Raw genomic sequence first — 20,492 nt, forward strand, 5'->3', positions numbered from 1 at the left:
TCAACTACCTCTCTTAAATATTTTATCGCGCCATGACTGACGTGCATTAGATGGAATCCTGCCAAAATCCGGTACCTGCAAATCATACATATACTCGCCAATCTGGTGTTCTTCCATTAATTTCTTATTCAGATATTTCTCGATACTCTGATATCCAGTAGGCACCAAAAACAACACATCAAAGCCTGCCAGATTTAAAAAAGATACCAGAATAGAATCCTCCAGCGTTATCATTGCCTCTGTAGTATTAATATAAAGAAACTTCGGGTTCCTTTTCGTAAAATCAAACTTCTGTATCATCCTTAAAATTTCTTTTTTCAGGTTCAGGACCACTGCAATGATCGTGTATTCCATCCCATTTTCAAATGTCCCTTTGATAATCCTCTGCTCGATCAAAAGCTGCAGCTTATCCAGAATATGTTCCTGAATCTCCTCCCGGAGAAATCCATAGGGATAACCGGAATGGCCTTTGATTTTCGCCCGCTGCAGCTTTCCATTTTTAAAAAACTCCGTCACATAAGGCTTGATGGGGTTGGGTTCCGCAGAACTGATATAGGGAACCTTCCCAGACACCACAGTATCACCGGTCACAAGCCTCTTTATGCCGCTCCAGTATTCAGATATCCCCAGCTTCACGCCAGAAATCTTGGCATAAATCACCGGAAGATTCACAACCTCATCCACCGTACTGAAATTGGGCCGGTACTTCAGCTCCTGATCCCAGAGAAGCTCAATTTCCTCATACATGGTCTGCAGCGTCACGGCATTGGCTTTCCCATACTGACGGTTTCGGTACAGGCCGGAATCCTGATACATGATCGTATCCAGCTCCCGCTCTGCATGGTAAGCCGCTGTTCCCATCCGTATTCCGGAATTATCCTGGGGGAACCTGTCCACCGTCAGGGATTCCGGATAATTCACCTCATAGAGCAGCGAATCCTCCAGACAGCATCTCCGATTCAAATCAGGAGCTAAAATCAGCACATCCACCGGCAGCCTTGCCAGAACCTTCAGAAACATTCCTTCATTTTCTGTTTTGCACCCGCCCAGATAAATAAAACAGCCGATTTCCGGGATTTTCCACTGATAAAAAAGTTCTGACTGGTACCGTTTCAGCCAGCAAATCAGATAGACCGCCTTGTTGGTCAGTTTATTCAGATTCATTCCCGGATGCTTTGCTTCTTCCAGCATAATATCCAGAAACGCTTTATACATTAACCTTTGTAATTCCGGGTTTGCTGCATATTTCAGATTGTTCGCCGCCAAATCTGCAAGCATCTGGTTCTGCCCGGCATAATTTTTACGAACCACGCCGCTGATTTCTTCCATCGTAGGCTTCGGAATCTCCTGGTCTGCAATTACCAGTTTCCGGCCGCTGTTTTTCAGTTCCAATTGAAACTGGAACAATTCATTTAAATAAGTCAGCTTATCCTCCACACCGTTGATTCTAATAAAACAGTTATAAAAAAGCCCAGGGTTGCTTCCCCTGCTTCGAAGCTCCGTTTTGATATCCGTAAGCCCCTTTCCCTGAATCCAGGCATTGGTGCAGTTCAGCAGACCTGGCGCCGGCCCATAGAGACGTTCCTTATCCTGCTCCCGTCTCACTTCCTCCCGCAACCCTTTCAGAGAAAAATCCTTTGGAAAAGCCGTCATATTTTCCCCATTCCAGGCAAAGGAAAGTTCAGAAGTTACATCCAGTTTTAAATAATTCTCATCTCCATGATACTGCAAAAGCACAATATCACAGCCTGCACGGGACAGAACGGCCATCAATTTTAATTCATAATTGCTGATTTCGCCTTCATACAAAATCTTGGGGATATGATGTTCTTCAAGCTGATTCACCACACGCTCAAATTTATAGTAAAGCCAGCACATGAACTTAATGTAGGCGTTTTTCATCATGTTCTCATTCTTACCTGCCCTGCGCATCCCATCCAGAGTATCATAAATGGCCAAAGACACCTGCTCCCTCTGATAATCCTTCATTCGCGGCAGCCATTTTTTCAGACTGGCCAAAAGGAAGCCCGTACTCATCTGGAAATCCATTCCCATAATCTCCCCGTAATAGTCCAGCTGTTTTTCCTCCGGATTGGGAATCCTTCCCTCAATCACAACGCCGGAGGTTCTGGCTGCATCATAATATTTCCGGATAAATCCATGGATCTCCTGATTATATCCACAAATCCGGTAAAAAAACACCCCTGATTCCCTCCGGCCTTCCGGCTCTAAAAAATATTCATCTAAACTCTGAAGCTTCCTGTGTTTCAACATATATCTGCAATTCACCTTCAATATCTGTTCATCTTGTTCTTGTTCATCACATAGCCAAGAGCTGCTCCTACCATTCCGCCCAGAATATGGGTCAGATTGGATACGTTATTCTGTACAAAAATTCCCTCATACACCTGCTGTCCGATATAAATCACCGCCACTAAAATAAAAGTCAGAGGAATCTCCCCTTCCTTCACGCAGGTAAAGGAGGACAAAAGAATCATTGCAAATACCACGCCGCTGGCTCCCAAAAGCATCACTCTCGGGAAAAAAATAAAATGCACCACGCCAGTTGTCAGCGCTGTTGCCAGAACCACAAACAGCATGTTGGCCGAACCGTATTTTTCCTCCAGCAGCGGCCCAACAACCAGAATCAGCGTAATATTTCCAAAAAAATGGCTCCACCCTGCATGCCCCAGCACATGCCCGAAAAATCTCACATAAGTCCACAGGCTTAGCAGGGAGGAACGGTATACACTAAAAAATATCTGATTGGTAAAACCCCGGGTCATGATATTTAATATCATCACAAGAAAACAAAGGATGGTAAAGCTTAAGATTACCGGAGAATTAAAAGATATTTTCAGCTTTCTATTTTCAGACATAAGCAATTCCTCATTTCACATTATGTTTTATTATAAAGTTTTTTACCATTTATTTCAATGCATTTTATTTAATTTTCAGATATTTAAGAATTGAGTATTTGACAGTAATTCTAGTAATCTTCAATTCACAAACCCCCGAACGAAATTTCCTATGTATTCATACCCAACTGCCAGATTAATATTCTGCCCTGCATCAAATCCCGCCGTACTGATTCCAATTACTTCCCCATACATATTCAGCACCGCTCCGCCAGAGCTTCCATTGGAAATAGGGGCTGTAAATTGAATCATATCTACCCCCTCTATCTCACGAAATCCGGAAATGATCCCGTCAGACACAGAATTAAATAACCCAAGCGGACTGCCGATGGCTACCACCCGCTGTCCCCGGACAAGTTTTTTCTCTCCTTTATAAATGGGAAGGGGCGAAAGCTTCCGCTCAATCCGGATCACCGCAAGATCCAGAACAGAATTATATTTAATCATTTCGTCTGTCTGATATACCCGCTGATCCTCCTCAATCCTTACAGAATAAAGTCTTCCCCGGCAGGCCACATGGTTATTGGTCAGGATATAGCCCTCCCTGCCAATCATAATTCCGGAACCGCCGCCTATCACATCTCCCCGTCCGTCATGAATCATAATCTGCACCACAGAGGATGCAAGCTGAGCCAGCTCCTCATAACTCAGTTCCCGCCTGCCCCTTTGGGGAATCGGCTGTATCGCTGAGGTTTTACTTCCGCTCCATGGCTTTGGCTGAATGACTGTCTCTCTTGCGTTGGATGGGTTCTGCCGGATGACTGTCTCTCCTGCGCTGGATAAGTTCTGCTGCCCCGGAACTTCCCGATGACGCCTGGAATCCAGCATTTCTCTGGTTCTTCTGTCACGTTCCGGTATTCTGACATTCACTGCAGCCCTTGAGGCGGCAGTCTGCGATTGAATCCCGACTGCACTTGCCATTCCTTCTGACATATGGAATATGTCTTCTTCGGAATTTCTGTCCCCGGCATACATCTCAGGACGATACTCCGGCACCGCATACTGCCTGGAATTTGCCGCCTCATACTGTCCAAAACCTGCAGCCACACACTTGCGGGACAGCTCCAGCCGCTCCAGTTCCGGAGAAATATCCTGCTCTGTCTGAAGCAGCAGCACATCAAATCCCAGCAAAGTAAGCAGATAACAAAACAGATACTCCTGCTGCCTGGCAATATTCATGCACGCCACTTTCATAGAATTTTCCGGTTTCCAATTCTGTAAAGCCGAAAACACTGTCTGATCCAGCCAAAAAAATACCTTTACCATAAAATTTTTTTCTATAGAGGAATTCATTCCCTGCTTCCCCTTTTCCAACAAACCGAGAATTTCTTCACACGCCCTGCTAAGAATCTGACACAGCTGCTGATTTGGCATGACCGCCTTAATCGAAACACTTTGCTTCCCACTGTTCCTCCAATTCTCATAACAGTCCCCATAAAACGCTGCGTCTTCCATGGCCGTCAGCCGGGGCAGGCTGCTTAGCCTGTTGTAAAATCCCTGTCCCTGGTTCATCCGCTCTGTCAATGTCTGATCCATCCGCTGGATCTCTGTTGGCATTGCCGCATTGATTCCTGTAATCCGAAGAAAATACACATCCTTACATCCATGATGGAAGCCGCCCTTTACATTCATAAACGCCTCCACGGAGGACAATTCCATTACATGATATCTTGTTTTAAAATTTGTCTGCATAGGAAATCACCTGATCCCTTCGTAAATCTTCCTGATTCTCTTTAGATATAGAAAGGCTCTACTTTCAACTCCAATACTTTTCTTTGATTTTACCGCATTTTGTATCTATGATCAATATATTATGTATACCATTCACTGCATTTCCCCTAAAATGGAAACTTCTAACCCCACTTTCCTATTGTGCAACCAACTGTTTTGCCATATAATATATGGTAAAATCTTTTAAAACAGGAGTGCCAGAAATGAACCATTTTCTACCTGCTTACAGCGTTGGCCCATTGCTCTATTGCCCCGCCAACAACAAAAGCATTGCAAATTCTCTGATCCATGAAAAATTCGGCAAACACTTTTCCCTGGCTCTGTGCCTAGAGGATACCATACAAGACAACTGTGTGGCAGATGCGGAAAACATATTGATTGCTTCCCTCCAAACTTTACATTCCCGCCAGGCCCAGACGCCCTTTTTCCTTCCAAAACTCTTTATCCGGGTCAGAACCTGGAAACAGATCAAAAGCCTGCTGGATCGGCTGGGACATTCCAGGGAAATTGTTACAGGCTTTAATATTCCAAAATTCTCTCTGGAAAATGCAGACGCTTACCTTCAGACCTTCAAAGACATCAACGCCCAGGAGAGCAGCCCCTTTTACATGATGCCGATTTTTGAAAGCCCTTCCATGATCCATCTTCAGAACCGGGCTTCCATTCTCTACGAACTGAAGGGGAAATTAGATGATATCTCTCAATATGTGCTGAATATCCGGGTGGGCGGCAACGATCTTTGCCATATGTTCGGCTTCCGCAGACACAGCAATGAATCCATATACAAAATACGTCCGGTGGCAAATATTTTCTCTGACATTATCACAGTTTTCGGCATGGATTATGTTGTCTCAGGGCCTGTATTTGAATATTATAATGGAAGTAACTGGGACTCCGGCCTGAGCAAAGAACTGAATGACGACAGGCTGTGCGGATTTATCGGCAAAACCGTCATCCACCCCAACCAGATTCCGCTGGTAAATGAAGCATACAAGGTGCCGCTGAAGGACTACAACGATGCAAACGCCATTTTGGACTGGGATACCGCTTCTCCCTCCCTGGTTGCCGGCAGCATTGTAAAAGAGCGGATGAATGAATACAAAACCCATTACAACTGGGCTCTGCGGACACTGCTTCTGGCAGAAGCTTATGGACTGAAATAATAGGCTCTGCTAATTTCTTTTCTTGTGCATGTATCATATCCTCTGCAGAATAAAACCGGCAGATTTACGCATCTGCCAGTTTTTTAATGATTCCGCAGCACTTATAGTTCTTTAATGGATAACAGGCGACGGGCACATTTTTTTCCTCCGCCAGCCTAAGAATATGCGCCAGGGATTTATCATTTCTGCAGTCTGGCCGGACTAATACCTTCCATGGAACACGGCGCAGCAGAACCCTGGTGGTCTCACCAATTCCCGGCTTTACCAAATTAATATCAGAAACGCCAAATTCCATGGCAATCTTTTTTACTTCCTCCAATCCCGGGTTGTGATCTTTGGTCCCCTCAATGGCCCCTTCATTATTTTCTTTCTGAATTACGAATTCTCTTTCAATAGCATGGATAAAATCATAGGACAAATCTGCATCTTCCAATTCCCCATAATATGCCGCGCCGTGAAAATCATTTTCTCCAATGATATCCTTCCGCAAAAATGTCCTGCTCACCAGCCCTGACACCGTACAGTTCAGGCAAGAGCTGGGAATCAAAATATCCTGGTGGGTTCCACATAATTTTGTAACGTTTGCCGGATCTGCCAGCACTGCCAGCTCAGAAGAAACCCCCGGATAAAAAGCGACATCCTTCTTCAGTTCCCCCAAGATTGCCCCTTTTCCAATCCATCCGTCCACAAAAAGCAGATCCTTTGGCTGATACTGTTCCAGAAGAAATTTTATGGCATTATCGTCAATTCCCCTTCCCCGGATAATGGAAATTGAATAATGGGGCGCCTGAAGACGATATTTTTTCCAGAGATAACGCTTCAGAAGAATTCCAATGGGGGTTCCAGCCCTTGCCAGGGACACAAGAACCACATGCTCCCCCTTTTCTTTTATGATTTTATCCGCTAACGCCCCAACTGCCAGAGCCGTGGGCCTGGCGTAATGCTCCAACGTTTCCCGATACACTTCCATGTATTTCTGCGTCGGCACATACTCAATGGGAAGCATTTCGCAGTAATGGCGTCCTGCCTGGATTTCCTTTTCCCGCTCCTCTGTGGATTGGGGCTTCACCAGGCCAGTAATATCTTTTAACAGGAAAATAACATCCCCTTCTTTGTAAGAGCTTCTCATTTTCCACACCACCTAACCATATAAATCTCACGGCAGCCGCAGCTATCCAGAGCACTGATAAGAGATACTGCACCTGGATGTTCCGGCTCTGCATCCGTCAGAATCAGCGCCAGATCGTAATTATCCAGATCATACACATATGTGGTGCGTTCCTCCTCATAGAGGCTTACCAGCTCATACCGTTCATGGAGCGGATATTCCTGCTGCCTGCTGACCATAATTGGGCTTCGGGTCGTTGCATGGCATTTCACCCTGTTCCCCAATTCAGAGATTTTCTGCGCCGCATATAAGGGAGCATACATAAATTCCTCTGTGCCCAAAACTAGAATGTCCCTGCCTTTTCCAAAGGGAATTCTTTCTTTTATCTCCTGCCATAATTTTTCACAGGCAGCCTGGTACTCCCGGCCTTTATGAAGCCTTCTGGCATTGATATATCCAGAAGCAGTAATTGGACGAAACAGGAGTTTTTGGCTCATCTTATGAATGCCTTGGGCACTGATATTCTCGGAAACTGGAACTTCCTCCGCTTCCGGCAGATACACATCTGCTGCCAGACCGCTGACTTTATGGTAACTTCCGTCATTCCTGCACCCATCTGCAATTCCGGAATATCCACTGTGTTCTGTTTTTACCAGATAAACCAGATCAATCTGCTCTTTCTGATATCTCTCCAGGGCCTCTTCGTCCATTCCATTCAGCAGGGAGACTGCGGAAAACTTCAATTCTTTGTCATAAGTCTGCCGAATCAGACTCACAATTTTTCCAATGGTATTTCCGGTAGTCACTTCATCTTCCACAAAAACAATCCGGTCTATTCTTCCAATCACAGAGTCCAAATCATTTTTTACCACCTTCTGCTCTGCGGCATGGCTGTGAGATTCAGAAAAGTACAGGTACTCTACCTCGGGAATATGCTCCCTGGTAGTCTGCATATAATCTGTGTCAAGCTGTACCGCCAATGTTTCCCCAATTGCAGTGGCGGTTTCTGCAAAACCAATCAGCAAAAGCCGTTCTCCTTTGCAGCGCTCCGCCACCAAATCCGCCAGAGCCGAAAACATTTTAAGGGGCAGGTCAGGGCTCACAGGAACATGTTTTCCCTGATATTTATTAACAACCAGAAATTTACGCTTTGCATTATTTTCCCGTTTGGCAATGGCTATGATATTTTCTGTGTACATACAATCCTCCATCTATTGAATACTTTCCATCCAGATTTTTTTCCTGAAAATCACAAAAGAAATCCCCAATCTTACACATTCCTCCAGCGATAAGATAAAATATACAGGAGCCACCGGCAGCTTCCAGACAAACGCCGCCAGAATTCCCAACGGAACTCCGAAGATCCAGGTGCCTGTCAGATCGATCCACATGGCGTATTTTGTCTTTCCTCCGCTTCTGAGAATTCCCCCGCCCAGTATCATATTTAATACCTTCACAGGCGCAATCACAGCAATCGCCAGAAGCAGTCTCCTTGTAATTTCCTGAACCTGCGGCTCCACACAATAAATTTTCACATAGAAAGGGCTGACTGCTGTAAGGGCCAGCGACAACATGACTGAAGCTGCCAGGCCATATTTCATCAGCTTTTTAGATTCTTCATACGCCTGCCCGAACTTCTCTGCCCCAAGGGATTTTCCTATCAGGATGCCCGACGCCTGGGCAAGGCCGCTTAACGCTCCTATCACAATGGTCTGAACTGGTATGGTCATCGTCATTGCGGCGCATGCGTCTGTTCCTATATTTCCGTAAATGGCAGTATACACATTTTCCCCCAGGCTCCATAAAAATTCACAAACCAGCAGCGGACAGAGAATTTCCAGATACTGACGCCTGAACTCTCCCGCTCTCCCCGAAGGATGGCGCTCCACCCCTTGTTCTGATATTTCCTGACAATGGTCTGTTTTATTCTCCTGGCAAACCAGCAGCTTCATTCCCCGCTTCTTCTTATTATGCAGGAAAAAAAGAAAAATGACAATACAGGAAATCAATTGGGCAATCACGCTTGCCAGGGCCGCTCCTGCCACTCCCATCCTGGGAAATCCCCATTTTCCAAAAATCAGCAGATAATTTAGCCCCGTATTCCATACCAACGCAAAAATACTTGCATACAAAGGAAACGCGGCTGCTTCCATGCATCGAAGCATGGTTGTCAGCATAGAACTGACTGCCATAGGCAGAAAAGACACTGCCAGAATACGCAGATATGACGCTGCCAGCTCTTTTGTCCCTTCCTCTTTCGTATAAACCGCCATAATATGTTCCGGAAAAACGATGCAAAGCAAAAAAAACCCCGCCGCCAACGCCACAGATAACGCCAGATTAAGCAAAAAACTCCGACCTGCAGATTTTTCATCCTTTCTCCCAAAATACTGTGAAATCATAATGCCGGCTGCTGAAGCAACAGCTGCCAGAACTACAGAATAAAGAGAGGCAAATTTTCCGCCCAGACCAATTCCGGCAATACTGCCGCTTCCAAGCCGCCCTATCATAACCTGGTCAATCACACTGAAGGAGGACTGCAGCAAGGATTGCAAGGTCACAGGCAGAGCTATTTTCAGCACCGCACGCTCAAATGTTTGTTTCTTTTCCATCGTCCCAATCCTCCCTGGGTAATTTCTTTACGCTTTTACGTTCTACCAGAAACGTTGGCAGCTTCACAACAATGCGTTCCTCCGTTCCCATTTTCAGATTTTTCAGGACTGAAACTGCCGTCCTTGCCCTGACGGCCGCATCCTGCCTTACCGTAGTCAGCGCAGGATTACAATAATTGCACAACGGGCTGTCATCAAATCCCGCAACAGAAAGATCCTCCGGCACACGGACGTCCTTTTCCTGCAGATAACGGATCAATTCCACTGCATAAAAATCGGACACCGCAAAAACCGCCGTATGCTTCAAAATCTCCTCTTCCCGCTGCTGATATAATTTCATCCGCTCTTTTCTCTCAAAAGGAACTTCCAGAAAATCAACCTGCTCCCTTCCCAAAGCTGCCCTGAATCCCTCCATCCGTTCCAAATCCATACAAATACAATTGTCAGAAATGCACAGGACCTTTTTGTGTCCCATACGTTTCAAATATTCTCCCATCTGGTAACCGCCGTTATAATTGTCTATCACCAGATTGCAAATTTTTTGAGTCTCCTGAAAATACCCGTCATACACTACGAAGGGTATATGCATGGATTCCCGCAATTTCTGATAATCCTGTTCGCAAAATCCAATCATAACCAATCCGTCCATATTCCACATGGAGGCAAAACGCACAATTTCATCCCATTTCGTTGTTACTTTTATCATCATGAAATAGCCTGCCCCGTCAATTTCCCTGGACAGGGCGTTGACAGAGGCTGAAATAAATCCGTCCTCCAACACGTGTCCTTCGTATTTCTCATGATCATTCACCACAACGCCAATAATTTTGGAATTATTCTGCGCCAGCAGAATGCCTGCCATACTGGGAATATAACCGCTTTTTTCTATCAGTTCCTGCACCCGCTTCACCGTTTCATCCGATATCTTTCCCGTTTTTCCATGAATCACATTGGAAACGGTTGCTGTGCTGAGACCAAGCTCCTCTGCAATGTCTGCGATTCTGATTCTTCCCTTTTCCACAACCGTGCACTTCCTTTTCTAAAAAATCAACTATCCTGAGCATTTACGCTCAAGGGCATACTTATTCACCAAATGATTTTTTGTTTTTCCTGAAAGAATGAGAACCTTCCTGCAAATCATTTGGCTACGGGTATAAGTATAGTAAAACAGAAGCTGTTTTTCAAAGGTTAAATGCGTAACCCAATCCAAAGAATGCAGGGATTTTTTATACAAATTGTACATGAAACAGACAACAGCAGCCACATACAAAAGCCGGAAAGAAGCTCCGCCATCCATGCAGCTTCTTCCCGGCCTGTCATCCGTTGTTCCTTGTCCGTTTCAAAGGAAACTCTTAAGTTTTATTCTTCTTTCTGTCCATAATAAGCATTGGCCCCATGTTTCCGGTAATAATGCTTATCCTGCAATTTCTGGGGTGCAGGCTGAATCCTGGGATTGATGGTTTCCGCACGGTAGGCCATCTTTGCCACTTCCTCCAACACCACTGCATTGTGCACTGCTTCATGAGCGTCCTTGCCCCAGGCAAAGGGACCGTGATTTTTACACAATACTGCCGGAACAGCCATCACGTCTTTTCCCATTTTCCGGAAGGAATCCACAATCAAATGTCCGGTGTTTTCTTCGTATGCGCCGTCAATTTCCTCCTTCGTCAGGCAGCGCACACAGGGAATTTCTCCATACATATAGTCTGCATGGGTAGTGCCGTAGCAGGGAATGCTGCGTCCTGCCTGCGCCCAGCTTGTGGCATAGGAGGAATGGGTGTGGACAATTCCGCCGATTTGGGGAAATGCTTTGTACAATTCCAGATGGGTGGCCGTGTCAGAAGAAGGATTGTATTTTCCCTCTACCTTATTGCCGTTCAGATCCATCACCACCATATTGTCCGGTGACAATTTATCATAATCCACGCCGCTGGGCTTGATGACAAACAAGCCCGTTTCCCGGTCAATGCCGCTGACATTTCCCCAGGTAAAGGTTACCAGCCCGTAACGGGGCAGATCCATATTTGCTTCGTAAACCGCTTGTTTCAGTTCTTCTAACATAATATTTTCCTCTCTATTTCAAGAAATCAACTGCTGCCCGCTCAATGGGAAGCCCTTCGCTATAGCGCTTGATAAATGCATCAAAGCCTTCCACATCCCTTGCATCCGGCTGAATGGTAACGCTTTCCTGGCCTGCAAATACTTTTTCTTCCAGATATTTGGAAAGGGATTCCCCTTCGCCTTTGTTCTGCATATAAGAAGCCAGAAGGGCAATGCCCCATGCGCCGCCTTCTCCTGCAGTCTCCATGACAGATACCGGCGTATTTACTGCTGCAGCCATGACTTTCTGACCAACGCCCTTTGTCTTAAACAGTCCGCCATGACCCATCAGTTCATCCAACTTCACCCCTTCTTCTTTCAGAAGAATATCAAGACCAGTCTTTAATGCGCCCAAAGAGGTAAACAGGTTTACCCGCATAAAGTTGGCCAGACTGAATTTGCTGTCCGGCGTTCGGACAAATAAGGGCCGTCCTTCCTCAAATCCTGTAATATGCTCGCCAGAAAAATAATTGTATGCCAGAAGTCCGCCGCAGTCTGCGTCTCCTTCCAAAGCCTTATTGTACAATACGGAAAACAGCTTTGTCATATCCACTTCTATGCCGAAGCTCTCTGCAAACTCCTTGAAAATATTCACCCATGCATTCAGGTCAGAGGTACAGTTGTTGCAGTGCACCATTGCAACCAGGCTTCCGTCCGGGGTGGTAACCATATCAATTTCAGGATGCACCTTTGCCAGATTCTTTTCCAGCACTGCCATAGCAAACACGGAGGTTCCAGCGGAAACATTTCCGGTACGCTGAGCCACGCTCTTAGTTGCCACCATTCCCGTTCCGGCGTCTCCTTCCGGCGGGCATACCGGAATTCCCGGCTTTAAGGTTCCGGTTACATCCAGAAGCTTTGCGCCTTCCCCGGTTAGTGCTCCAGCGTTTTCTCCGGCTGTCAGCACTTTCGGTATAATATCCTCCAGCTTCCAGGAAAACTTCTCAGATGCAATCAGTTCATTAAACTGTCCCATCATCTTTTTGTCAAACTCTCCAGTCTCAATATCAATGGGGAACATACCGGAAGCTTCCCCTACGCCGAGCACCTGCTGTCCGGTCAGTTTCCAGTGTACATACCCTGCAAGGGTGGTAAAATATGTCACAGAGCTTACATGCTCTTCTTTATTTAATATCGCCTGGTACAGATGGGCAATGCTCCACCTCTGAGGAATATTGTACTGGAAGACCTCTGTCAGCTTCTTAGAAGCTTCTTCTGTAATGGTATTTCTCCAGGTACGGAACGGAACCAGCAGTTCACCTGCCTTGTCAAACGCCATATATCCATGCATCATGGCGCTGAAACCAACTGCCCCAATGGTTTCCAATGCAATGCCGTACTGATTTTTCACATCTTTTGCCATGTTTTGGTAGCAGTCCTGAAGTCCCTTCCAGATTGCATCCAAACTGTAGGTCCAAATGTGGTTCTCATACTGATTTTCCCAGTCATGGGCCCCGGATGCAATAGGCGTATTATCGCTTCCCACCAATACCGCTTTAATTCTGGTAGAGCCGAATTCAATGCCAAGCGCTGTTTTGCCATTCTGAATATCATTGATAATCTGTTCTTTTCCCATGGTAAAAACCCTCCTTATAACATTACCTTCTCACACTATTTCACAAAGCCTTTTACTTTTTCATAAATGCCCTGACCATCCAGTCCATATTTCTCCAGCAATTTTGCTGCCGGGCCAGATTCCCCGAACACATCATACATGCCGATTTTACATACCGGCGCAGGCGCATGTTCACAGAGACAGTCGCATACTGCGCTGCCTAAGCCGCCGATGACGGAATGCTCTTCTGCGGTAACAATTTTTCCGGTTTTTTTGACGGAATTCACAATAATCTCCGTATCCAGAGGCTTAATGGTATGAATATTGATGACTTCTGCACTGATTCCCTCTGCCGCAAGCTTCTCTGCCGCTTCTAAAGCTCCTCCTACGCACAGTCCTGTGGCAACAATCGTAACGTCTTTGCCTTCCCGCAGCAATACGCCTTTGCCGATTTCAAATTTATAATCCGGATTATCATTAATCACCGGAACTGCAAGCCTGCCGAATCTCAGATACACCGGGCCGTTCATCTCATAAGCCGCACGCACTGCCGCTTTCGCTTCCACGTCATCCGCCGGATTGATAATTGTCATGCCCGGAATCGTCCGCATCAATGCAATATCTTCGTTGCACTGATGAGATGCGCCGTCCTCTCCAACGGAAATGCCTGCATGAGTGGCTCCGATCTTTACGTTCAAATGAGGGTATCCGATGGAATTTCTCACCTGCTCAAACGCCCTGCCTGCCGCAAACATGGCAAAGGAGCTGGCAAAAGGCACTTTTCCGGTAGCCGCAATCCCTGCTGCAATTCCCATCATATTGCACTCTGCAATTCCGCAGTCAATATGACGCTCTGGAAATTCTTTCTTGAACACGCCTGTTTTGGTGGCTGCCGCAAGATCCGCATCCAGCACTACCAGATCATCATGCTCCCTTCCCAGTTCTGCCAATGCGTTCCCGTAACTGTCTCTGGTTGCTATTTTCTTTACTTCTGGCATAATGCTTCACCTGCTTTCTCCAATTCTTCCATGGCAATCTTATACTCTTCGTCATTGGGGGCTTTGCCGTGCCATCCGGCCTGATTCTCCATATAGGAAACGCCTTTTCCCTTGACAGTTTTCAGTATCAGGGCAGTAGGCGCTCCCTTTGTCTCCCTTGCTTCCTTAAATGCTGCCCGCAAAGCGTCAAAATCATTGCCGTCCTCCACATTGATGACATGGAAGTTAAATGCCTTGAACTTCTCATCAATGGGATAAGGAGAGCATACATCGTCAATTTTACCGTCAATCTGCAGTCCGTTGTTATCCACAATCACTACCAGGTTGTCCAGCTTTCTGTGGCCTGCAAACATGGCCGCCTCCCATACCTGGCCTTCCTGGATCTCCCCGTCGCCTAACAGAGTGTATACCCGGTAGCTGTCATTGCTTAATTTTGCAGACATTGCCATGCCCACCGCCGCAGAAATTCCCTGGCCTAAAGAGCCGCTTGACATATCAATCCCCGGCGTATGCTGCAGACAGGGATGTCCCTGCAGATGGGAACCTATCTGGCGCAGTGTCTTTAAATCTTCTACCGGGAAAAATCCCCGGTTCGCCAGAGTGGAATAAAGTCCCGGAGCCGTATGTCCTTTGGACAATACAAAACGGTCCCGGTCAGCCTTCTTCGGATCTTTGGGATCAATATTCATTTCTTCGTAATACAGATAGGCGTACGCCTCTGCCGCTGACAGAGAGCCGCCGGGATGTCCTGCTTTGGCTGAATGAACAGCGGTAACGATTCCCTTGCGGATTTCATTGGCCGCTTTCTGAAGTTCTAAGTTTTCCATGTAATTATCTCCTTTTTTCTTTTTCCGACACATCCAGTCTCCCGCAGCCCTTCCCTGCAGGAAACCGGACGCCTGTTTTTAAGCTGGATTCCGTTAAGAATCCGAAACGTTCTGCTGTATTTCTACCGTTTATTCGCCAAAAACTGCTTTATAATCTTTTTGGAATTTTTCAATTCCCTGGTCGGTCAGGGGATGTTTGGTCATCTGCTCAATCACGCTGTAAGGAATGGTCGCAATATCTGCTCCTGCAAGAGCGCAGTCGTTCACATGGATGGTACTGCGAATGCTGGCTGCAATAATTTCTGTCTCCAGCCCGTAGTTTTCAAAAATTGTAACAATATCTTCAATTAAGTTAATTCCAGGCTGGCTGATGTCATCCAGACGGCCTAAGAAGGGAGATACATAGGTTGCCCCTGCCCGTGCTGCTAAAAGCGCCTGATTTGCGGTAAAAATCAACGTTACATTCGTCTTGACGCCTTCTGCGGAAAGTACCTTCACTGCCTTTAATCCTTCTACAGTCATGGGAATCTTGACAATCATGTTGGGATGAATGGCTGCGATTTCACGGCCTTCTTGAATCATGCCTTCCGCATCTGTGGTGGTCGCCTTTACCTCGCCGCTGATGGGACCGTCTACAATACTGGTGATTTCCTTAATTACCTCGTTAAAATCCCTGCCTTCTTTGGCAATCAGAGAAGGGTTGGTGGTTACTCCGCAGATCACGCCCATATCATTAGCTTTGCGGATATCTTCTACGTTAGCTGTGTCGATAAATAATTTCATGTTATCCTCCTTTTGGTATACATAGAATTTGCTGATATTCCATTTTCCATTCTACACGAAATGGAAGAGGAAATATAGGTTATTTTTTATACTTTTTTATTTCCCGTAAACAACATTGCCCAGCATCAAATCTTTCTTAAAGTCACGAATGTTGGTATGGCTGTCAATATAAACTGCTTCAATGCCCATTGCGGCTGCCCAGTCGCCCATCTGCTCTGCAGTCAGGTCATAAGTAAATGCGGTATGATGTGCGCCTCCTGCCAGAATCCATGCCTCTGCTCCTGTTGCAAAATCAGGCTGAGGCGTCCAGAATGCAGTTGCCACTGGAAGCTTCGGCATCGGCTTCTCCACCTTTTTACATTCTACGGTATTAATTAAGAGACGAAAGCGATCCCCAAGATCTATCAGAGATGTGGCAATTCCGGGTCCTTCTTTGGAGGTAAATACCAGACGCGCTGGATCTTCCCTGTCTCCCATGGAAAGGGGCTGGCACTTAATGCTGATTGGCCCTTCTGCAATGGAGGGGCAGATTTCCAGCATATGCGCTTGAAGTATCCCTTCCTTGCCAGGTACCAGATTATAAGTGTAATCCTCTAACATAGAGGTTCCCTTTGCGTCCTTCATGCCGGCAGTCATCAGCTTCATAATACGGACCATCGCCGCTACTTTCCAGTCCCCTTCCGCGCCGAATCCATACCCTTTCTCCATCAGGCGCTGGATGGCAAGCCCCGGAAGCTGCTTCAATGCGCCCAGGTCTCCGAAATGAGTAACGATTGCCTGATAATTCTTCTCTTCTAAGAAACGCTCAAATCCCAGCTCAATCTGTGCCTGCACTGCAACGTGACGTTTGAACTCATCTGCGTCCCTGCCTTCCAGAAGGATATCGTATTTCTCATAATATTCGTCAACCAATGCGTTGGTATCAGATTCCGATACAGCTGCCACAGACTCTGCAATTTCATTCACCGGATAAGCATCCACTTCCCAGCCGAATTTCAGCTGTGCTTCTACCTTATCGCCTTCGGTAACGGCTACGTTTCTCATGTTGTCTGCCACACGCATCACCCGTACATGACTGCTCTCTACAATACCGATGGCTGTGCGCATCCAGGAAGCGATTTTCTTCTGTACCGCCTGGCTGGTCCAATGGCCCACCACAACCTTGCGCTCAATGCCCATCCGGGTTACCATATGGCCCCATTCCCGGTCGCCGTGAGCAGACTGGTTCTCATTCATGAAATCCATGTCAATGGTGTCGTAGGGAATTTCCTCATTGAACTGGGTATGCAGGTGCAAAAGCGGCTTGCGGTATTCCTGCAGCCCCAAAATCCAGGATTTTGCAGGGGAAAATGTATGACACCATACAATCACTCCGGCGCATTCCTCGTCAATATTTGCTTCGTTAAAAGTTTTACGGATTAACTCATTGGTAATCAATGTGGGCTTTAGCTCCACTTCAAAAGGCAGCGCTCCTGACTTGTTGAGCTGCTCTACAATAATTCTGGAATGTTCTGCCACATTTTTCAGGCATTCGTCCCCATACAAATCCTGTGAGCCTGTGCAAAACCAAAACTTGTAATTTTTCTGTAATTTCATACAATAACCCTCCTACATTTTGAAAAAATTTAAGAACTTTTGCTTCTATCTCTACTTTATAACTTGTATGGTCATCAATACAAGTTGTTTTTTCTTTCTCCGGAAGATTCTCGTACAATCAATTCAGGTTTAATTACGATCTGGCTTTCGCCGGATACCTTACCAGGATTCTGAATCAGATCCAGCAGAAGCTTCGCCGCCATTTCTCCCAGTTTTTCCTGAGGATGGGCAATTGTCGTCAGCTTAATCCTGCTGTTTTCTGCAATAAAGGAATTGTCATATCCAGTGACAGACACCTGCCCCGGAACAGATACCCGGCACTCTTCCAGCGCCTTAATGACCTCAACGGCAATCTGGTCGTTGTAACATACAACTGCATCAAAGCTGCGTCCCTGGCGCACCATCTCCTGCACTGCTGCAAAAGGCTTCACGGCCCGATCCTCGGTATGGAACCAAATAATATCGTCCGGATCATACATCCTGCCTGCTTCCTGCAGCGCCTTTACAAATCCCCTGTGCCGCTGCCTGCCCTGGGTGTCGTCCGCCTTAAACACCCCCAGAATCCGCTGATGCCCGGTGGCAATCAGATGGCTTGCCAGAAGGTATCCCCCCTGGCAGTCGTCCATCTGCACCTGAGGCCTGTCCTTCATCTGGGCAAAGCACCCCTGGATAAAGACATAGGGAACGCCATACTGTTCCAGCCGTTCAAACAGGGAAATGTGTTTGCAGAAAATATCGCTTTTGCTGGGTTCAATAATCAGGCCCTCGATATCCTTCTGAAGCAGTTCCTCCAGACATCTGGCTTCCGCCTTTCTGGAATTGCGGGTGCTTTTCAGCAATATACTGTAGCCGCTGTCCGTCAATACCTCATCAATCCCCTGGATGACCCTGGGGAAAATATAATCTGACAGATACGTGGTAACCACTGCAATATTCCTGGAGTTCTTGGTATGGCGTACAAGTTCGGAACAGAAGGTGCCTTTCCCGTGTTCCGCATAGATGTATCCTTCATTTTCCAGAATTGACAGGGCTTTGCGCACGGTGTGGCGGCTGATTTTGTAGCGTTCAGCCAGTTCATTCTCCGAAGGCAGCTTTTCCCCTGCCTGGACTTTGCCTTCCAGTATCATGCCTTTTAAATCTTCTGCCAGATGAAAATATTTTAATTTCTGTCCTTCTTTTTGAACCATTCTTTTTCCTCCTGGTTTGCCCTTTGTCATGAACATACGTCTTTCTCTGCCTTTTCTATCAGGCATCTGTGGGGTTTGTCCGGATTTCCTTTCTCGTAGTTCACGCCTATCAGCAGAATTTCACCGGCATAATTTTCAAAAGCCTGCGGATACTTCCGATCCTTTATCTGCTGTATGGCCGCTTCGGCAGATTTATCATACTTCAATTCCACCAGCAGGGCAGGCTTGCCTGTATGAGGCAGCGGCAAAAATGCAATGTCTGCAAATCCTTTCCCGGCTGGAAGCTCCCGAATCAGTTTATAATCTTTCCTGGCGCTGTAATATGCAAGTCCGATGGCGCACCCAAGGGAATTTTCATCATTGTAAGTCAGAATCGAAGCCACCTCCATATGCGCCCTGTCAAGTTCCGCTGCAACGCTTTTGGCATCGCCTTTTAATGTATCTTCCAGAAGTTTTTCGGATGCCTTTAACACTTCCATGACTTTTGACCATCCTCCAACACTCATGGCATTCTCAAACTCCCCCATAATCTCCTTATTGGGAATAAACGCTTCCTGTGAATCAGAATCATATCCGAGATAGCCCAGATGAATCAGCAGCGTAAGCACGTCATCTTTGATCTTGAGATTACGCATATCATTCAGAAAGCTTCTGGTATTAACCCTGACGCGTCCTCCGCCCAGCATCTGCACAATATCTGACCGCAGCCCGTCATAATCCATATCCAAATAAATTTTAAGAGCTTCGTAGGTTTCCGTGGATGTCCAGTAATTTGAATACCTGCGCCGCCGCATCGCCTCCACCACAGACTTGGGATTATAGATATGGCAAAACTCCGTAAATGCATACCCGTCATACCAATTTCCTGCTTTGTCAAAATCCATATGAAATCTTTCGCACAGCCCCTTAACTTCCTCCTCCGTAAAACCGGTATATTCCTCAAATATACTCTGATCCGTCATGGAATACTCCTGAAACATATTCAGCGCAGAGTGCTGCCCGTATTTTTTCACCGGCAAAATCCCCGTCATATAGGCAAGAGCGACAAAAGGCTGATCTTTTAGCAGATTCCTCATAAAATCCAGATACTGCTTCTGTATCTCCTCTGATTCCTGCCTGTCCCGCATTACGCAATCCCACTCGTCAATCAAAAAAATAAACTGCCTGTCCGTTTCCGCATATATCTCCCGCAGCGCTGCGGCAAGCCCCATACCCTTTTGGCTCAAAAGTTTTCCATACTCTTTCCCCAGCTCTCTGAGCACCTCCTGCTCCAGATATTTTGTCAGGCCTAAAGTATCCGCCTCAAACAAAAACTGCTGCATGTTCAGATAAATCACGTCATACTGATTCAGATATTCCTGAAAATCTGCGTCCTGCGTTATCTTTAAGCCCGCAAACAACGCTCCGGATTCACAGCCTCGGCTGTAATAGGCCGCAAGCATTTCAAGAGCCATGGACTTCCCGAATCGCCTTGGCCTGCTAACGCAAATATACTTTTCTTTTGTATTGATGCGTTCATTGATACAGGCTATCAGGTTTGTCTTGTCTATATATATTTTCGAACGGATCGCTTCCCAAAAACCCTTATTTCCAGGATTCAGATAAATTCCCATAATACTCCTCCTTTCCTGCTGAAATGGGTGAATTTTAACATAAGAACAATATCGCGGCATGGCTTCCTCTGTTTCTATAATATTATATGAAAGCTAAGGTAAATTAACAAGAAGAATTTGCGCTAAAACGCAGGCAAACACAAGCTGTTCTTTGGAGACACAAAAAAGGAGAGGAATCCCTCAAATCATCCTCTCCGACAATTCTCCTATCACCAGCTAGCCTAAAACCCACGTCACTCAGAAAACTCCCGCACCAGTATATCGCTTTTCTCCAAAAACTCCTCTATGGTAAAAAATCCCA

Annotated in this window: 16 protein-coding genes; 1 reads left to right on the forward strand and 15 read right to left on the reverse strand. The window is 46.2% G+C overall.

The genetic code is table 11. The features are described 5' to 3' along the window. The 3 genes from E5329_RS20630 to E5329_RS20640 form a co-directional block, all read right to left on the reverse strand. Complete coding sequence (locus E5329_RS20630; RefSeq protein WP_135991236.1) at window positions 1–2,274, reverse strand: YceG family protein; 2,274 nt, start codon at window positions 2,272–2,274, stop codon at window positions 1–3. 17 nt (window positions 2,275–2,291) lie between these two features. Continuing rightward, on the reverse strand, window positions 2,292–2,879 hold the full coding sequence (locus E5329_RS20635) for a rhomboid family intramembrane serine protease (protein WP_135991237.1): 588 nt from the start codon (window positions 2,877–2,879) through the stop codon (window positions 2,292–2,294). Between the two features lie 120 nt (window positions 2,880–2,999). Further along, the gene (locus E5329_RS20640; RefSeq protein ID WP_275443539.1) at window positions 3,000–4,610 is read right to left on the reverse strand and encodes a trypsin-like peptidase domain-containing protein; all 1,611 of its coding nucleotides are present in this window, start codon (window positions 4,608–4,610) and stop codon (window positions 3,000–3,002) included. A gap of 242 nt (window positions 4,611–4,852) precedes the next feature. Here E5329_RS20640 and E5329_RS20645 point away from each other — a divergent pair, with 242 nt between their 5' ends. Continuing rightward, window positions 4,853–5,812, forward strand: coding sequence for an HpcH/HpaI aldolase/citrate lyase family protein (locus tag E5329_RS20645; protein WP_135991238.1), 960 nt, complete (start codon window positions 4,853–4,855; stop codon window positions 5,810–5,812). 64 nt (window positions 5,813–5,876) lie between these two features. Here E5329_RS20645 and E5329_RS20650 read toward each other — a convergent pair whose 3' ends face one another. The 12 genes from E5329_RS20650 to E5329_RS20705 form a co-directional block, all read right to left on the reverse strand. Continuing rightward, entirely contained in the window at window positions 5,877–6,941 is a 1,065-nt protein-coding gene (locus tag E5329_RS20650) for a cysteine protease StiP family protein (protein ID WP_135991239.1), read from the reverse strand. Then, window positions 6,938–8,119, reverse strand: a complete 1,182-nt coding sequence (locus E5329_RS20655) for a phosphoribosyltransferase domain-containing protein (protein WP_135991240.1) — start codon at window positions 8,117–8,119, stop codon at window positions 6,938–6,940. The genes E5329_RS20650 and E5329_RS20655 overlap by 4 nt, the downstream gene beginning before the upstream one ends. Window positions 8,120–8,131: 12 nt before the next feature. Beyond that, complete coding sequence (locus E5329_RS20660) at window positions 8,132–9,532, reverse strand: MATE family efflux transporter (protein ID WP_135991241.1); 1,401 nt, start codon at window positions 9,530–9,532, stop codon at window positions 8,132–8,134. Further along, the gene (locus E5329_RS20665) at window positions 9,510–10,553 is read right to left on the reverse strand and encodes a LacI family DNA-binding transcriptional regulator (RefSeq protein WP_135991242.1); all 1,044 of its coding nucleotides are present in this window, start codon (window positions 10,551–10,553) and stop codon (window positions 9,510–9,512) included. Before E5329_RS20665 ends, E5329_RS20660 begins: the two co-directional genes overlap by 23 nt. 338 nt (window positions 10,554–10,891) lie before the next feature. After that, window positions 10,892–11,593 (reverse strand): L-ribulose-5-phosphate 4-epimerase, encoded by a 702-nt coding sequence (locus E5329_RS20670; protein ID WP_135991243.1) that lies wholly within the window; start codon window positions 11,591–11,593, stop codon window positions 10,892–10,894. Window positions 11,594–11,606: 13 nt separating this feature from the next. After that, on the reverse strand, window positions 11,607–13,208 hold the full coding sequence (locus E5329_RS20675) for a xylulokinase (RefSeq protein WP_135991244.1): 1,602 nt from the start codon (window positions 13,206–13,208) through the stop codon (window positions 11,607–11,609). Between the two features lie 35 nt (window positions 13,209–13,243). Next, window positions 13,244–14,185: a transketolase family protein gene (locus E5329_RS20680; RefSeq protein ID WP_135991245.1), complete on the reverse strand. Its 942-nt coding sequence runs from the start codon at window positions 14,183–14,185 to the stop codon at window positions 13,244–13,246. Then, window positions 14,173–15,012, reverse strand: a complete 840-nt coding sequence (locus E5329_RS20685; RefSeq protein WP_135991246.1) for a transketolase — start codon at window positions 15,010–15,012, stop codon at window positions 14,173–14,175. Before E5329_RS20685 ends, E5329_RS20680 begins: the two co-directional genes overlap by 13 nt. A 129-nt stretch (window positions 15,013–15,141) precedes the next feature. Further along, window positions 15,142–15,795, reverse strand: a complete 654-nt coding sequence (gene fsa, locus E5329_RS20690) for a fructose-6-phosphate aldolase (protein WP_135991247.1) — start codon at window positions 15,793–15,795, stop codon at window positions 15,142–15,144. A gap of 96 nt (window positions 15,796–15,891) precedes the next feature. Beyond that, window positions 15,892–17,391 carry an L-arabinose isomerase gene (araA, locus tag E5329_RS20695; protein ID WP_135991248.1) on the reverse strand — a complete coding sequence of 500 codons (1,500 nt, stop codon included), beginning with the start codon at window positions 17,389–17,391 and terminating at the stop codon, window positions 15,892–15,894. A gap of 74 nt (window positions 17,392–17,465) precedes the next feature. Continuing rightward, window positions 17,466–18,578: a GntR family transcriptional regulator gene (locus tag E5329_RS20700; RefSeq protein WP_275443540.1), complete on the reverse strand. Its 1,113-nt coding sequence runs from the start codon at window positions 18,576–18,578 to the stop codon at window positions 17,466–17,468. Window positions 18,579–18,604: 26 nt separating this feature from the next. Continuing rightward, window positions 18,605–20,191, reverse strand: coding sequence for an AAA family ATPase (locus E5329_RS20705; RefSeq protein ID WP_135991250.1), 1,587 nt, complete (start codon window positions 20,189–20,191; stop codon window positions 18,605–18,607). Window positions 20,192–20,492: the final 301 nt, after the last annotated feature.

Origin of the sequence: Petralouisia muris (assembly GCF_004793545.1) — a bacterium.
Taxonomy (GTDB): Bacteria; Bacillota; Clostridia; order Lachnospirales; family Lachnospiraceae; genus Petralouisia; species Petralouisia muris.

Bases quoted from the DNA above. Each gene is read 5' to 3' on its own strand.
- E5329_RS20630 (WP_135991236.1), bottom strand. From the start codon at position 2,274: ATGTTGAAACACAGGAAGCTTCAGAGTTTAGATGAATATTTTTTAGAG.
- E5329_RS20635 (WP_135991237.1), bottom strand. From the start codon at position 2,879: ATGTCTGAAAATAGAAAGCTGAAAATATCTTTTAATTCTCCGGTAATC.
- E5329_RS20640 (WP_275443539.1), bottom strand. From the start codon at position 4,610: ATGCAGACAAATTTTAAAACAAGATATCATGTAATGGAATTGTCCTCC.
- E5329_RS20645 (WP_135991238.1), top strand. From the start codon at position 4,853: ATGAACCATTTTCTACCTGCTTACAGCGTTGGCCCATTGCTCTATTGC.
- E5329_RS20650 (WP_135991239.1), bottom strand. From the start codon at position 6,941: ATGAGAAGCTCTTACAAAGAAGGGGATGTTATTTTCCTGTTAAAAGAT.
- E5329_RS20655 (WP_135991240.1), bottom strand. From the start codon at position 8,119: ATGTACACAGAAAATATCATAGCCATTGCCAAACGGGAAAATAATGCA.
- E5329_RS20660 (WP_135991241.1), bottom strand. From the start codon at position 9,532: ATGGAAAAGAAACAAACATTTGAGCGTGCGGTGCTGAAAATAGCTCTG.
- E5329_RS20670 (WP_135991243.1), bottom strand. From the start codon at position 11,593: ATGTTAGAAGAACTGAAACAAGCGGTTTACGAAGCAAATATGGATCTG.
- E5329_RS20675 (WP_135991244.1), bottom strand. From the start codon at position 13,208: ATGGGAAAAGAACAGATTATCAATGATATTCAGAATGGCAAAACAGCG.
- E5329_RS20680 (WP_135991245.1), bottom strand. From the start codon at position 14,185: ATGCCAGAAGTAAAGAAAATAGCAACCAGAGACAGTTACGGGAACGCA.
- E5329_RS20685 (WP_135991246.1), bottom strand. From the start codon at position 15,012: ATGGAAAACTTAGAACTTCAGAAAGCGGCCAATGAAATCCGCAAGGGA.
- fsa (WP_135991247.1), bottom strand. From the start codon at position 15,795: ATGAAATTATTTATCGACACAGCTAACGTAGAAGATATCCGCAAAGCT.
- araA (WP_135991248.1), bottom strand. From the start codon at position 17,391: ATGAAATTACAGAAAAATTACAAGTTTTGGTTTTGCACAGGCTCACAG.
- E5329_RS20700 (WP_275443540.1), bottom strand. From the start codon at position 18,578: ATGGTTCAAAAAGAAGGACAGAAATTAAAATATTTTCATCTGGCAGAA.
- E5329_RS20705 (WP_135991250.1), bottom strand. From the start codon at position 20,191: ATGGGAATTTATCTGAATCCTGGAAATAAGGGTTTTTGGGAAGCGATC.